The sequence below is a fragment of the Streptomyces hilarionis genome, assembly GCF_024539675.1.
Lineage (GTDB): Bacteria > Actinomycetota > Actinomycetes > Streptomycetales > Streptomycetaceae > Streptomyces > Streptomyces hilarionis.
Genome location: NZ_JAHHIT010000045.1, coordinates 58,040 through 72,546, shown reverse-complemented (window position 1 = coordinate 72,546; position 14,507 = coordinate 58,040). Strand labels below are relative to the sequence as shown.

The 14,507-nt window shown below is 71.8% G+C and carries 10 protein-coding genes; 8 read left to right on the top strand and 2 right to left on the bottom strand.

Annotated elements, in window-relative coordinates; all coding sequences use genetic code 11:
* Positions 1 to 102 precede the first annotated feature (102 nt).
* Both KMS84_RS10825 and KMS84_RS10820 read right to left on the bottom strand, forming a co-directional pair.
* Complete coding sequence (locus tag KMS84_RS10825) at positions 103 to 1,023, bottom strand: carbohydrate kinase family protein (RefSeq protein ID WP_256915914.1); 921 nt, start codon at positions 1,021 to 1,023, stop codon at positions 103 to 105.
* A 259-nt stretch (positions 1,024 to 1,282) separates the two neighbouring features.
* The gene (locus KMS84_RS10820; protein ID WP_256915913.1) at positions 1,283 to 2,269 is read right to left on the bottom strand and encodes a hypothetical protein; all 987 of its coding nucleotides are present in this window, start codon (positions 2,267 to 2,269) and stop codon (positions 1,283 to 1,285) included.
* Positions 2,270 to 2,578: 309 nt separating this feature from the next.
* Here KMS84_RS10820 and uvrC point away from each other — a divergent pair, with 309 nt between their 5' ends.
* From uvrC to tpiA, 8 genes are all read left to right on the top strand, one after another.
* On the top strand, positions 2,579 to 4,747 hold the full coding sequence (uvrC, locus tag KMS84_RS10815) for an excinuclease ABC subunit UvrC (protein WP_256915912.1): 2,169 nt from the start codon (positions 2,579 to 2,581) through the stop codon (positions 4,745 to 4,747).
* Positions 4,744 to 5,811 (top strand): RNase adapter RapZ, encoded by a 1,068-nt coding sequence (gene rapZ / locus KMS84_RS10810; protein WP_256915911.1) that lies wholly within the window; start codon positions 4,744 to 4,746, stop codon positions 5,809 to 5,811. Before uvrC ends, rapZ begins: the two co-directional genes overlap by 4 nt.
* A complete protein-coding gene (locus KMS84_RS10805; protein WP_256915910.1) occupies positions 5,808 to 6,875 on the top strand; it encodes a gluconeogenesis factor YvcK family protein in 1,068 nt (355 codons plus the stop codon). Before rapZ ends, KMS84_RS10805 begins: the two co-directional genes overlap by 4 nt.
* Complete coding sequence (gene whiA / locus KMS84_RS10800; RefSeq protein WP_109000029.1) at positions 6,866 to 7,855, top strand: DNA-binding protein WhiA; 990 nt, start codon at positions 6,866 to 6,868, stop codon at positions 7,853 to 7,855. Before KMS84_RS10805 ends, whiA begins: the two co-directional genes overlap by 10 nt.
* Before the next feature lie 157 nt (positions 7,856 to 8,012).
* Entirely contained in the window at positions 8,013 to 10,967 is a 2,955-nt protein-coding gene (locus KMS84_RS10795; protein WP_256915909.1) for a M14 family metallopeptidase, read from the top strand.
* Positions 10,968 to 11,198: 231 nt separating this feature from the next.
* Positions 11,199 to 12,209 carry a type I glyceraldehyde-3-phosphate dehydrogenase gene (gene gap, locus KMS84_RS10790; RefSeq protein ID WP_256915908.1) on the top strand — a complete coding sequence of 337 codons (1,011 nt, stop codon included), beginning with the start codon at positions 11,199 to 11,201 and terminating at the stop codon, positions 12,207 to 12,209.
* 133 nt (positions 12,210 to 12,342) lie between these two features.
* Entirely contained in the window at positions 12,343 to 13,554 is a 1,212-nt protein-coding gene (locus KMS84_RS10785) for a phosphoglycerate kinase (protein WP_256915907.1), read from the top strand.
* A gap of 6 nt (positions 13,555 to 13,560) precedes the next feature.
* A complete protein-coding gene (tpiA, locus tag KMS84_RS10780; RefSeq protein ID WP_256915906.1) occupies positions 13,561 to 14,337 on the top strand; it encodes a triose-phosphate isomerase in 777 nt (258 codons plus the stop codon).
* Positions 14,338 to 14,507: the final 170 nt, after the last annotated feature.

The window sequence follows — 14,507 nt, the reverse complement described above, 5'->3', positions numbered from 1 at the left end:
GCGGCCCTGCGGCCCTGCGGCCCTGCGGCCCTGCGGCCCTGCGGCCCTGCGGCCCTGCGGCCCTGCGGCCCTGCGGCCCTGCGGCGCCTCGCGCGGCGGGCGCTAGACGTTCCCGAGCGCTTCCAGCTCCGCGGCGTACGGGGGTTCCGCGCCCGGCCGGGAGCAGGTGATCGCCGCCGCGCGCGCGGCGAACGTCAGCAGCTCCTGCCAGCCGGTGGCGCCCAGAGCGGCCGGCCCGGCCGGGGACAGCGCGTCCCGCGCGCAAAGCCCGTGCAGCAGGGCCGCGTTCACGGTGTCCCCGGCGCCGATGGTGTCCACCACGTCCACCTGCTCGCCGGGCACCGCGTACACGGCGCCGTCGCGGGTGAACGCGGTCAGTCCGTCGCCGCCCTGGGTGATCACGACGGCCGAGGGGCCCGCGGACAGCCACTCGTGCGGGGTGCCGCCCAGCCATTCGGCGTCCTCCTGCGACATCTTCAGCAGCGACACCGAGGGCAGCCAGCTCTTGAAGCGGGCCCGGTAGGCGTCGGCGTCCGGGATCAGTCCGGAGCGGATGTTCGGGTCGAGCGCGGTGAACAGGCCCCGCGACGCCGCGGTGCGCATCAACTCCTCGTACGCGCTCGCGCCCGGCTCCAGCACGAGCGAGCAGGTGCCGAAGGACACCGCCCGGGTCCCCGCGGGCAGTGCGTCCGGGGCGGCGAACAGCCGGTCGGCGGTGCCCTCGACGTAGAAGGAGTAGGCGGCCGAACCGTCGCCGTCGAGGGAGGCCACCGCGAGCGTGGTCGGCTCGGCGCCGCGCTGCACCGCCGACACGTCCACCCCCGTCTCCCGCAGCCTGTCCAGCAGCGCCTCGCCGAACGCGTCCCGGGAGACGCGGGAGACGAAGGCCGTGGGGGAGCCGAGACGGGCCAGCGCCACCGCCGTGTTGTAGGGGCCGCCGCCGAGCGCCGGCCGCAGACCCGCGAGCGCGCCCGTCCCCTGCGGCACCAGGTCGATCAGGGCCTCACCGGCGACGACGATCACGAGGCGGTTCCTCTCTCTGGCCGACTGCACTGCGGCCGGCTGCTCTGCGGCCCGTTGCTCTCCGGCTGTCTGCTCTCGGGCTGTCCGGGGCCGCTCGGAGCACTGCTCGCGCGGCAGCCGCACCCCGTGCGACGGACGAACGAGCAGGTGAGCCGCCGGCCGGGAAGCTACCCCATTTCGCGGCCGCGCCCCAAAACCGGCGTCGAGCCCTGCGGGCGACGACGCCGGCGCCCGTCCTCGGCCGCTCGGCGGCCGTCGCTCACTCCCAGTCCCAGCCGATGCCCACCATGCCCGACCGCACGCGCGGCTCCACGAGGTGCACCGACCGGTGCCGGCCGCTGAGCGGCAGGTCCTGGTGGCCGCCGCGCGGGGCCGCCGCCGAGTGCTGGGTGAACCGGTGGCAGCGCACGGGCACGGCGAGCTCGTCGAAGCGGATCTGAAGGGCGTACTGGCCGCCCGCCGCGCCGAAGCCGCGCACGTACTCGGCGCAGGCTCCGCCGGTGCCGTCCTCGACGCCGTAGCGGAACAGGAAGGTGTCGCCGGCCCGCAGCCGGGTGTCGAAGAGGAGCTCCGCCACGAGCACGCCGGTGCCGTGGTGGCGCCGGACGCGGCCCGCCCGGCAGTTCTCCAGGGCGTGCACGGTCATCCTGTCCGGCGCGCACCCCGGGTCTCCGTGGTGGACGGCCACGAACCGGTCGACGCCGTCGCGATGGGCGCGCACGATGTGCTGCGACTCACGGCCCAGCAGTTCGCGACGGGCCCCGATGCGGACCCGCTCGTGATGACCCAGTGTGTGCAGTCCGCCGTCCGACGGGCACTCCAGTTCGCCGAGCAGCTGTTCGAGCACTCCCGTGGCCCGCAGGATCGAGCGGTAGGAGCGTCCCGCGGACCGGGCCCCCGCCGCGCCGCCCGGCCCGCCCTGTCCGCCGTGCGCGTCGTCGGCCTCGGCGAGCAGCCGGATCAGGGACTCGTCCGGCAGGCGCAGGATCTCCTCCAGCGCGCGCACCGCGCGCAGCGACTCGGGGCGCTGCGGCCGCCGGGCGCCCTGCTGCCAGTAGCTCAGGCTGGTCACGCCGACCTTCACCCCGTAGCGCGACAGATGGTGCTGGACACGCTGCAACGGCAGGCCGCGGGCCGCGATCGCGGCCCGCAGCGCCACGTGGAAGGGCCCCCCTCGCAGGGCCGAGTCCAGTTCCGCGGTGACGGGGTCGGCGGCGGCGTCCGCGTGCTGTGTGGCGTGCGGCATGCAGGAGCCTCTCTGTGAATGCTCACGACGGCTGGTCGGACCGTCGTGGGGTGGTCGGGGCCGCGACCGTGCCTGCGAAACTCCTTCACATCCGTAAGGCGGCGTTCAGGGCCCCGAGTTCCCCCGCATTGAAGCGTGTCGATGTGGTCCCGACAACACCTGATGGCCGAGTGGCACGTGCGGGTGGCCGAGTCCGCCCCGGCGGATCCCCGCCCTCCGCTTTCCCGCTCTCCCGAGGTCCCGGCACGGACGCCGGGCGTTGTCCACAGCCCCGCCGGAGTGTCACCGCGCGCCAGTAGGGTGTGAGACATGGCCGACCCCTCCAGCTACCGCCCCAAGCCGGGACAGATCCCGGACTCTCCCGGGGTGTACCGGTTCCGCGACGAGCACCGCAGGGTGATCTACGTCGGAAAGGCGAAGAGCCTGCGCCAGCGCCTGGCGAACTACTTCCAGGACCTGGCGGGGCTGCACCCGCGCACCCGCACGATGGTCACCACGGCGGCGTCGGTGGAGTGGACGGTGGTGTCCACGGAGGTCGAGGCGCTACAGCTCGAGTACTCCTGGATCAAGGAGTACGACCCCCGTTTCAACGTCAAGTACCGCGACGACAAGAGCTACCCGTACCTCGCGGTGACGATGAACGAGGAGTATCCGCGCGTGCAGGTGATGCGCGGCCACAAGAAGAAGGGCGTCAGGTACTTCGGTCCGTACGCGCACGCGTGGGCGATCCGCGACACCGTCGACCTGCTCCTGCGCGTCTTCCCCGTACGCACCTGCTCCGCCGGCGTGTTCAAGAACGCCTCCCGCACCGGACGCCCCTGTCTGCTCGGCTACATCGGCAAGTGTTCCGCGCCCTGCGTGAGCCGGATCTCGCCCGACGACCACTGGGAACTGGCCGACGAGTTCTGTGACTTCATGGCCGGCCGCACCGGCACCTATCTGCGCCGCCTGGAGAAGCAGATGGTGGAGGCGGCCGACGAGATGGAGTACGAGCGGGCCGCCCGCCTGCGCGACGACATCGAGGCCCTGAAGAAGGCCATGGAGAAGAACGCGGTCGTGCTCGCGGACGCGACCGACGCCGACCTGATCGCGGTCGCCGAGGACGAGCTGGAGGCGGCCGTCCAGATCTTCCACGTCCGCGGCGGGCGCGTGCGCGGTCAGCGCGGCTGGGTGACCGACAAGGTCGAGGACGTCACCACCGGCGCCCTCGTCGAACACGCCCTCCAGCAGCTCTACGGCGAGGAGCGCGGCGACTCCGTGCCCAAGGAGGTCCTGGTCCCCGCGTTGCCCGACCCGGTCGAGCCGGTGCAGGAGTGGCTCACCGAGCGCCGCGGGTCCAACGTGTCGCTGCGCATCCCGCAGCGGGGCGACAAGAAGGACCTGATGGCGACCGTCGCGCGCAACGCGCAGCAGGCGCTGGTCCTGCACAAGACCAAGCGGGCCTCCGACCTGACCACGCGCTCGCGTGCCCTGGAGGAGATCGCCGAGGCCCTCGACCTGGACAGCGCCCCGCTGCGGATCGAGTGCTACGACATCTCCCACCTCCAGGGCGACGACGTCGTGGCCTCCATGGTCGTCTTCGAGGACGGCCTCCAGCGCAAGAGCGAGTACCGCCGCTTCCAGATCAAGGGCTTCGAGGGCCAGGACGACGTCCGCTCGATGCACGAGGTGATCACCCGCCGCTTCCGGCGCTACCTCGCCGAGAAGGAGCGCACAGGCGAGTGGACCGACGGCGCGGACGCCCTCACCGACGCGGCGGGGACGGCCGGCGCCGACGGGACGCGGACGGCAGCCGCCGACGGGACGGGGACGGCCCTCGGTGAAAACACCACGACCGCCCTCGCCGACGCCGGCGAGGCGCCCCTCACCAGCAGCCTCAAGGACGACGACGGCCGCCCCAAGCGCTTCGCCTACCCGCCCCAGCTCGTCGTCGTCGACGGCGGACAGCCGCAGGTCGCGGCCGCCAGGAGGGCGCTGGACGACCTGGGCATCGACGACATCGCCGTCTGCGGTCTGGCCAAGCGGCTGGAGGAGGTCTGGCTGCCGGACGACGACGATCCGGTCGTCCTGCCGCGCAGCAGCGAGGGCCTCTATCTGTTGCAGCGCGTCCGCGACGAGGCGCACCGCTTCGCGATCACCTACCAGCGCACCAAGCGGGCCAAGCGCTTCCGCGCGGGCCCGCTGGACGAGGTGCCGGGCCTCGGCGAGACGCGCAAGCAGGCGCTGATCAAGCATTTCGGCTCGGTCAAGCGGCTGCGCGCCGCGACCGTCGAGCAGATCTGCGAGGTCCCGGGCATAGGCCGCAAGACGGCGGAGACCATCGCCGCGGCCCTTCTGCGCGCGGCGCCGCCCGCCCCCGCCGTGAACACGGCGACCGGAGAGATCATTGATGATGAGGAACCCGACGACACGACGGGTTCCCCCGGAGCTCCCGTCACGTCGGGCGCCCCGGAGGAACGACGGGGGCAGGAGACATGACCGAGCACGACGCACACCCCACCGCCCAGCCGGAACAGACGCCCACTACTGTGCCCACCACCGGTAACCGGCCCGGCCCCCCAGGGCCCGGCGAGGCCGCCGCCCCGCCCTCCGCGGGCGCCGACGGCCCCCGGCAGGAAGCACGCCATGAAGACGGAGCACAGGTGAGTACGGACGTCACGCCGCCCGGGATCCCCGACGCGGCCATTCCCGAGCTGGTGATCATCTCCGGCATGTCCGGAGCCGGCCGCTCGACGGCGGCCAAATGTCTGGAGGACCTCGGCTGGTTCGTGGTCGACAACCTCCCGCCCGCCCTGATCCCCACCATGGTGGAGCTGGGCGCGCGCTCCCAGGGCAACGTGGCCCGCATCGCGGTCGTCGTCGACGTCCGCGGCCGGCGCTTCTTCGACAACCTCCGCGAGTCCCTCGCCGATCTGGAGTCGAAGAACGTCACCCGGCGCATCGTCTTCCTGGAGTCCTCCGACGACGCGCTGGTGCGCCGCTTCGAGTCCGTGCGCCGGCCGCACCCCCTCCAGGGCGACGGCCGCATCGTCGACGGCATCGCCGCCGAGCGCGAACTCCTGCGCGAGCTGCGCGGCGACGCCGACCTGGTGATCGACACCTCCAGCCTGAACGTGCACGAACTGCGGGCCAAGATGGACGCCCGGTTCGCCGGGGAGGAGGAGCCCGAGCTGCGGGCGACCGTCATGTCCTTCGGCTTCAAGTACGGACTGCCGGTCGACGCCGACCTGGTGGTGGACATGCGCTTCCTGCCCAACCCGCACTGGGTGCCGGAGCTGCGCCCCTACACCGGGCTCAACGAGGAGGTCTCCACGTACGTCCTCAACCAGCCCGGCGCGAAGGAGTTCCTCGACCGCTACGCGGAGCTCCTGCAACTGGTCGCCGCGGGCTACCGCCGGGAGGGCAAGCGCTACGTGACCATCGCGGTGGGCTGCACCGGCGGAAAGCACCGCTCGGTGGCCATGTCGGAGAAGCTCGCCGCGCGCCTGGCGGCCGAGGGCGTGGAGACGGTGGTCGTGCACCGGGACATGGGACGGGAATGACCGCACGTTCTCCACGGCTCGGCCGTCTGCGCAGGGCCGCGCCCGACGGGCGCGTGAGCCGGCCGGTCGAGGCCCGCGGCGGCAAACCGCGCCGCCGCGGCACCCAGCCCAAGGTCGTCGCCCTCGGCGGCGGCATGGGCCTGTCCGCGTCCCTCACCGCCCTGCGCCGGATCACCGGGGACCTCACCGGAGTCGTCACGGTGGCCGACGACGGCGGCTCCAGCGGCCGCCTGCGCGACGAGCTGGGCGTGCTGCCCCCCGGCGACCTGCGCAAGGCCCTGGCGGCACTGTGCGGCGACGACGACTGGGGCCAGACCTGGGCGCGGGTCATCCAGCACCGCTTCCAGTCGCAGGGCGAGATCAACGGACACGCCGTCGGCAACCTGCTGATCGTCGCCCTGTGGGAGCAGCTCGGCGACCACGTCCAGGCCCTGGACCTGGTCGGCAAGCTGCTCGGCGCGCAGGGGCGGGTGCTGCCCATGTCCGCCGTGCCGCTGGAGCTCCAGGCGCTGGTCAAGGGCCACGATCCGCTGCGCCCGGACGACGTGGACACCGTCCGCGGCCAGGCGACCGTGGCGCTGACGCGCGGCGAGGTGCAGTCCGTGCACCTGGTCCCGCACGACCCGCCGGCCGTCCCGGAGGCCGTCGAGGCCGTGCTGGACGCCGACTGGGTGGTGCTCGGGCCGGGCTCCTGGTTCTCCTCGGTCATGCCGCATCTGCTGGTGCCCGACCTGCTGGACGCCCTCATGGCGACGAAGGCGCGCCGGGTGCTCTCGCTGAACCTCGCGCCGCAGCCGGGAGAAACCGATGGCTTCTCCCCGCAGCGTCATTTGGAGGTTTTGGGACGACACGCCCCTAAACTCGCCCTGGACGTGGTGCTGGCCGACGAGGCCGCCGTGCCCGACCGCGACTCGCTGGCCGAAGCCGCCGAACGGTTCGGGGCGGCGGTCGAACTGGCGCCGGTGGCCCGGCCCGACGGAACCCCGAGGCACGACCCGGAGCTGTTGGCCGCCGCGTACGACCGTATTTTTCGGATGCATGGAAGGATCGGCCCATGGCGATGACGGCAGCGGTGAAGGACGAGATCTCCCGGCTCCCCGTCACCCGGACCTGCTGCAGAAAGGCGGAGGTCTCCGCCCTTCTGCGGTTCGCCGGCGGCCTCCACCTGGTGAGCGGGCGCATTGTGATCGAGGCGGAGCTGGACACCGCGATGGCGGCCCGGCGGCTCAAGCGGGACATCCTGGAGATCTTCGGGCACGGCTCGGAGCTGATCGTGATGGCCCCCAGCGGCATCCGCCGCGGCTCGCGCTACGTCGTGCGCGTGGTCGCCGGCGGTGACCAGCTGGCCCGGCAGACGGGCCTGGTGGACGGCCGCGGCCGCCCGATCCGGGGCCTGCCCCCGCAGGTGGTCTCCGGCGCGACCTGTGACGCGGAGGCGGCCTGGCGCGGCGCGTTCCTGGCGCACGGCTCGCTCACCGAGCCCGGCCGCTCGTCCTCCCTGGAGGTGACCTGCCCGGGCCCGGAGGCCGCGCTCGCGCTGGTCGGCGCCGCCCGCCGGCTGTCCATCGCGGCGAAGGCGCGCGAGGTGCGCGGGGTCGACCGGGTCGTCGTCCGCGACGGCGACGCGATCGGCGCGCTGCTCACCCGGCTGGGCGCGCACGAGTCGGTGCTGGCCTGGGAGGAGCGCCGGATGCGGCGCGAGGTGCGCGCCACGGCGAACCGGCTGGCGAACTTCGACGACGCCAACCTGCGCCGCTCGGCCCGCGCGGCCGTCGCCGCCGGGGCCCGCGTGCAGCGCGCCCTGGAGATCCTCGCGGACGAGGTGCCCGAGCACCTCGCGGCGGCCGGCCGGCTGCGCATGGACCACAAGCAGGCCTCCCTGGAGGAGTTGGGCGCGCTCGCCGACCCGCCGCTGACGAAGGACGCCGTCGCCGGCCGGATCCGCCGGCTGCTGGCGATGGCCGACAAGCGCGCCTCCGACCTCGGCATTCCGGGCACGGACGCCAACCTCAGCGACGAGCTCGCCGACAACCTGGTCGGCTGACGCATCGGCTGACGCTTCCTCAGAACGCCGGTGGAGTCGCCCGATCGGGCGACTCCACCGGCGTTTTCCGTGATGCCGAGGCGCTCTTGACTCGATCATGAACTGTCATGAGCCTGGCAGGGTTCGCTGCTGGGGCGGACTCAGGCAAGGGGGGTTCATGAGACGAAGAGCGAGATCGATCCTCGCTGTCGGCGCGCTGCTGCTCGGTGGAGCGGCACTCGCACCCGTCGCCCAGGCACAGCCCGGCGCCACACCGAAGCCCGACGCCGACGAGGTGAAGGTCTTCCATGCCGACGTCACCCAGCAGCAGGTACCCCTGCTGCTGGCGGCGGGCCAGGACGGTCAGGAACTCAGTGAGCAGGTGCCCCGCAGGGGCAGCGCGACGGTCGAGGTCTACCTCACCGACAAGCAGGCGAAGAAACTCGGCAAGCAGGGCGTGCAGCTCACCGAGCACACCCTCTCGGACCAGGCGGAGAAGCGTCTCGACGCGGCCGCCGGCGGGGTGTTCCGCCCCTACAGCGGCAGCGGCGGCCTGCGGGAGGAGATCCTGCGCACCGCGCGGCAGAACCCGGGCCTGACCAAGGTCGTCTCCATCGGCAAGACCGTCCGCGGCCAGGACATCCTCGCGCTCAAGATGACCACGAACGCGAAGAAGTCGAAGGACGGCGCGAAGCCCGCGGTGCTGTACATGTCCAACCAGCACGCGCGCGAGTGGATCACCCCGGAGATGACCCGGCGGCTGATGCACTACTACCTGGACAACTACCGGACCGACCGGCGCGTGAGGAAGATCGTCGATTCCAGCGAGCTGTGGTTCGTGCTGTCGGCCAACCCCGACGGCTACGACTACACCTTCCAGGACCCCGCCCACCGGCTCTGGCGCAAGAACCTGCGGGACGTCAACGGCGACGGCGTGATCGCCACCGGCGACGGCGTCGACCTCAACCGCAACTTCGCCTACAAGTGGGGCTACGACAACGAGGGTTCGTCGCCCAACCCGACCAGCGAGACCTACCGCGGGGCGAGCCCCTCCTCCGAACCCGAGACCCGGGCGCTCGACGCCTTCGAGAAGCGGATCGGCTTCACCTACGGCATCAACTACCACTCCGCCGCCGAGCTGCTGCTCTACGGCGTCGGCTGGCAGGTCGCCACCGACACCCCGGACGACGTCGCCTACAAGGCGCTCGCCGGCACCCCCGACAACTCCGCGGTCCCGGGCTACCACCCGCAGGTCTCCTCGGAGCTCTACACCACCAACGGCGAGGCCGACGGCCACGCGGGGAACGTCAACGGCATGGGGATGTTCACCCCCGAGATGTCGACGTGCCAGACCGCGTCGAACGTCGACCCGAACGACCGCTGGAACGCGGCCGACTGCCAGTCCGTCTTCAACTTCCCCGACGACGAGAAGCTGATCCAGAGCGAGTTCGCCAAGAACGTCCCGTTCGCGCTCTCCGTCGCCGAGTCCGTCGCCCACCCCGACCAGCCGAAGTCCTCGGTCGGGCTGTCCGCGGCCGACTTCACCCCGGCGCCGTTCACCACCTCCTACGCGCGCGGCGCGGCCCAGGAGGTCTCCGTCGTCGTGCGCAGGGCGGTCCGCGACAAGGAGCTCAAGTACCGCGTCAACGGCGGCCGTACGCGAGAGCGCGCGCTCAAGGCGTGGCGGGGCGGCGAGACCTACGGCGGCGACGACAACCTCCACTACGACGAGTACCGGGCAAGCGTGCGCGACGGCAGACCGGGCGACAAGGTCGAGGTCTGGTTCACCGGTGAGACCAGGGCCGGGAAGAAGGTCTCCAGCTCGCACTTCACCTACACGGTCGCCCGGCTGCCCCGGGCCGACACGCTCGTCGTCGCCGAGGAGGGCGCGGCCGCCACGCAGGCGCAGACCTACGTCGACGCGCTGAAGGCCAACGGCCGCAGCGCGGTCGTCTGGGACGTCGCCGCCCAGGGCGCGCCCGACGCGCTCGGCGTGCTGAGCCACTTCGCCACGGTCGTCCACTACACGGGCGCGAGCGCCCCGGGCAACCCCACCCAGCTCGAACTGCGCGCCTACCTCAACGAGGGCGGCAAGCTGATCGAGGCGGGCGAGCTGGCCGGCGGCAACGTCGCCCTCGCCGACGGCACCCCGTCCAACGACTTCAGCCAGTACTACCTGGGCGCGTACTCCCGCACCTCGACCCCCGGCGCCACCGGCTTCACCGGCACGGGCGCGCTGGGCGGGTTCACGGGCGTCCTCGGGGCCGCCGCGGGCAACCCGCTGGACAAGGCGGGCACCTACGGGGTCACCTCGGACGAACTGCCGGCCGCCGCGTTCCCGCAGTTCGCGAGCGCCGGCGCGGGCCGCTTCGCCGGGACGGTCAACCCGTACGGGCCGTACGCGGGCTCGTACATGGCCGCGGCCGTGCACACCGACGACGCCTACAAGCGCCTCACCCGCACCGTCGACCTCAGCGGCGTCGCCGCGGCGAGCAGGCCGGCGCTGCGCACCCGTCTGCTGTGGGACACCGAGCCCGGCTACGACAACGCCGTCGTGGAGATCCACACGGTCGGCGCCGACGACTGGACCACGCTCCCCGAGGCGGGCGGCGCCACCACCGCCGCCGTGCCCGCCGAGTGCGGGGGCGGCTTCTACATCGGCGAGCACCCGTGGCTGAGGCACTACCTCACGCTCGCCTCCGGCGACTGCGCCGCGACCGGCTCCAGCGGGTCCTGGAACGCGCTGACCGGCGCGTCCAGCGGGTGGCAGCAGGTGAACTTCGACCTGAGCGCGTACGCGGGCAAGAAGGTCGACATCTCGATCGCCTACATCACCGACCCCGGCAGCGGCGGTCACGGCGTCCTCGCGGACGACGCCTCCCTCGTCGTCGGCGGCAGCGCCACCGAGACCGAGGGCTTCGAGACGTCGCTGGGCGCCTGGCGGGCGAGCGGTCCGCCCGCGGGCAGCCCGGCCGTGCTGAAGGACTGGACGCGCACGGGCGTGCTCTTCCAGACCTACGGAGCGGTCACCACCGACGACACGGTGCTGCTGGGCTTCGGCCTGGAACACCTCGCCTCGGCGGCGGACCGCAAGGCGCTCATCGGAAAGGCCCTCGACTCACTTGACGACTGACACGCCGAAGTCAACTCGGCGTGAAGGTTCGTGACCGAATCGAGTGATCGGGCCTGTCCGGCCCGGGCGGTCCGTACCCCTACTGGCGGGTACGGACCGCCGTGCCGTGTATGGGCGAACTCGATGTCACTCCGGCCGCCTCGGAGAGGTAGGGTCGGTGGTGGTCGGGGACATCCCAAATACAGCTCGCCGGCACTGCATGGGTCGGCGTACCAACGAGGAGATCGGTTCGTGACGATCCGCGTAGGCATCAACGGCTTTGGCCGCATCGGTCGTAACTACTTCCGCGCGCTGCTGGAGCAGGGTGCTGACATCGAGATCGTGGCTGTCAACGACCTTGGTGACACCGCGACCACCGCCCACCTGCTGAAGTACGACACCATCCTGGGCCGCCTCAAGGCCGAGGTGTCGCACACGGCGGACACGATCACCGTGGACGGCCACACCATCAAGGTGCTGTCCGAGCGCAACCCCGCCGACATCCCGTGGGGCGACCTCGGCGTCGACATCGTCATCGAGTCGACCGGCATCTTCACGAAGAAGGCCGACGCCGAGAAGCACATCGCGGGCGGCGCCAAGAAGGTCCTCATCTCGGCTCCGGCCAAGGACGAGGACATCACCATCGTGATGGGCGTCAACCAGGACAAGTACGACGCGGCGAACCACCACGTCATCTCCAACGCCTCCTGCACCACCAACTGTGTGGCGCCGATGGCCAAGGTCCTCGACGAGAACTTCGGCATCGTCAAGGGTCTGATGACGACGGTCCACGCGTACACCAACGACCAGCGCATCCTGGACTTCCCGCACTCGGACCTGCGCCGCGCCCGCGCCGCCGCCGAGAACATCATCCCCACCACGACCGGCGCCGCGAAGGCCACCGCCCTGGTCCTGCCGCAGCTCAAGGGCAAGCTCGACGGCATCGCGATGCGCGTCCCGGTCCCGACCGGCTCGGCCACCGACCTGGTCGTGACCCTCCAGCGCGAGGTCACCAAGGACGAGGTCAACGCCGCGTTCAAGAAGGCCTCCGAGGACGGCGACCTCAAGGGCTTCCTGACCTACACCGAGGACCCGATCGTCTCCTCCGACATCGTCGGCGACCCGGCGTCCTGCACCTTCGACTCCTCCCTGACCATGGTCCAGGAGGGCAACTCGGTGAAGATCCTCGGCTGGTACGACAACGAGTGGGGCTACTCCAACCGCCTCGTCGACCTCACGGTCTTCGTCGGCGACCGGCTCTGATCTCCGGATCAGGCACGGTGACGTGAGAGCAGGGCTCGGGCGGCGCAAGGACGCGCCGCCCGGGCCCTGACTCGCGTGCAGAGCAGCCCTCTTAGGATCACGAGCACCACCAGTCCTCCCGGGAGCCCACTCAATGAAGACGATCGACGAACTTCTCGCCGAAGGCGTCGCAGGCAGGCGCGTCTTCGTCCGCGCCGACCTGAACGTGCCGCTGGCCGGCACCACCATCACCGACGACGGCCGTATCCGCGCCGTGCTGCCCACCGTCAAGGCGCTGGCCGAGGCCGGCGCCCGCGTGGTCGTCGCCTCCCACCTGGGCCGCCCCAAGGGCGCCCCGGACCCCGCCTTCTCCCTCGCTCCCGCCGCCGCGCGCCTCGGTGAACTCCTCGGCGCGGAGGTGGCCTTCGCGACCGACACGGTCGGCGACTCCGCCACGGCCACCGTCGCCGGCCTCGCCGACGGCCGGGTCGCGGTCGTCGAGAACCTGCGCTTCAACGCCGGCGAGACCTCGAAGGACGACGCCGAGCGCGCCGCCTTCGCCGACCGGCTGGCCGCCCTCGCCGACGTGTACGTGGGCGACGGCTTCGGCGCGGTGCACCGCAAGCACGCGTCCGTCTACGACCTCCCGGGCAAGCTGCCGCACTACGCCGGCCACCTGATCGCCACCGAGGTCGGCGTCCTGAAGAAGCTCACCGAGGACGTCGCCCGCCCCTACGTCGTGGCGCTCGGCGGCTCCAAGGTCTCCGACAAGCTCGCCGTCATCGACGAACTGCTCGGCAAGGCCGACCGCATCCTCATCGGCGGCGGCATGGCCTTCACCTTCCTCAAGGCCCAGGGCCACGAGGTCGGCGCCTCCCTCCTCCAGGAGGACCAGATCCCGGCCGTCACCGAGTACCTGGAGCGCGCCGAGAAGCTGGGCGTCGAGCTGGTCCTCCCGGTCGACGTCGTGGTCGCGCCCGGATTCCCGGACCTGAAGGCCAAGGCGCCCACCGAGCACACCGCCGTCGACGCGGACAAGATGCCCGAGGGCCGGCTGGGCCTGGACATCGGCCCGAAGACCGGTGAACTGTACGCGGCCAAGCTCGCCGACGCCGCGACCGTGTTCTGGAACGGTCCGATGGGCGTCTTCGAACACCCCGACTACGCCGAGGGCACCAAGGCGGTCGCCCAGGCCCTCGTCGACTCGGACGGCTTCACCGTCGTCGGCGGCGGAGACTCCGCCGCGGCCGTGCGCACGCTCGGCTTCGACGAGAACGCATTCGGCCACATCTCGACCGGCGGCGGCGCCTCCCTCGAATACCTCGAGGGCAAGACGCTCCCCGGCCTCGCCGCACTGGAAGGCTGACCCCGCATGACCACTCGTACGCCGCTGATGGCGGGCAACTGGAAGATGAACCTCAACCACCTCGAGGCCATCGCCCACGTCCAGAAGCTCGCCTTCGCCCTGGCCGACAAGGACCACGAGGCCGTCGAGGTCGCCGTCCTGCCGCCCTTCACCGACCTGCGCTCCGTGCAGACGCTGGTCGACGGCGACAAGCTCAAGATCAAGTACGGCGCCCAGGACATCTCGGCGCAGGACTCCGGCGCCTACACCGGCGAGATCTCCGGCGCCATGCTCGCCAAGCTGAAGTGCACCTTCGTGGCGGTCGGCCACTCCGAGCGCCGCCAGTACCACGACGAGACCGACGAGATCGTCAACGCCAAGGTCAAGGCCGCCTACAAGCACGGCCTGACCCCGATCCTGTGCGTGGGCGAGGAACTGGACGTCCGCGAGGCGGGCAACCACGTCTCCCACACGCTCGCCCAGGTCGAAGGCGGTCTGAAGGACCTGCCGGCCGAGCAGGCCGAGACGGTCGTGATCGCCTACGAGCCGGTGTGGGCCATCGGCACCGGCAAGGTCTGCGGCGCCGAGGACGCGCAGGAGGTCTGCGCGGCCATCCGCGGCAAGGTCGCCGAGCTGTACACCCAGGAGCTGGCCGACAAGGTCCGCATCCAGTACGGCGGCTCCGTGAAGTCCGGCAACGTCGCCGAGATCATGGCGCAGGCCGACATCGACGGCGCGCTGGTCGGCGGCGCCTCGCTGGACGCGGACGAGTTCGTCAAGATCGTGCGTTTCCGCGACCAGTGATCCCCGGGTGATCGTGCGGTGATCCGAGCTGTGAGTATGCGGTAGCGGCGATCCGTCGTACCCTTGCGGGGGCACAGCGCCGAGCGGCCGAGCCGCACCGGGACAACGACGCTGTGCCCCTGTCGTCCGAACCGTTCGCCCAATGCGTCATCCGAATCCGAGGAAGTTGG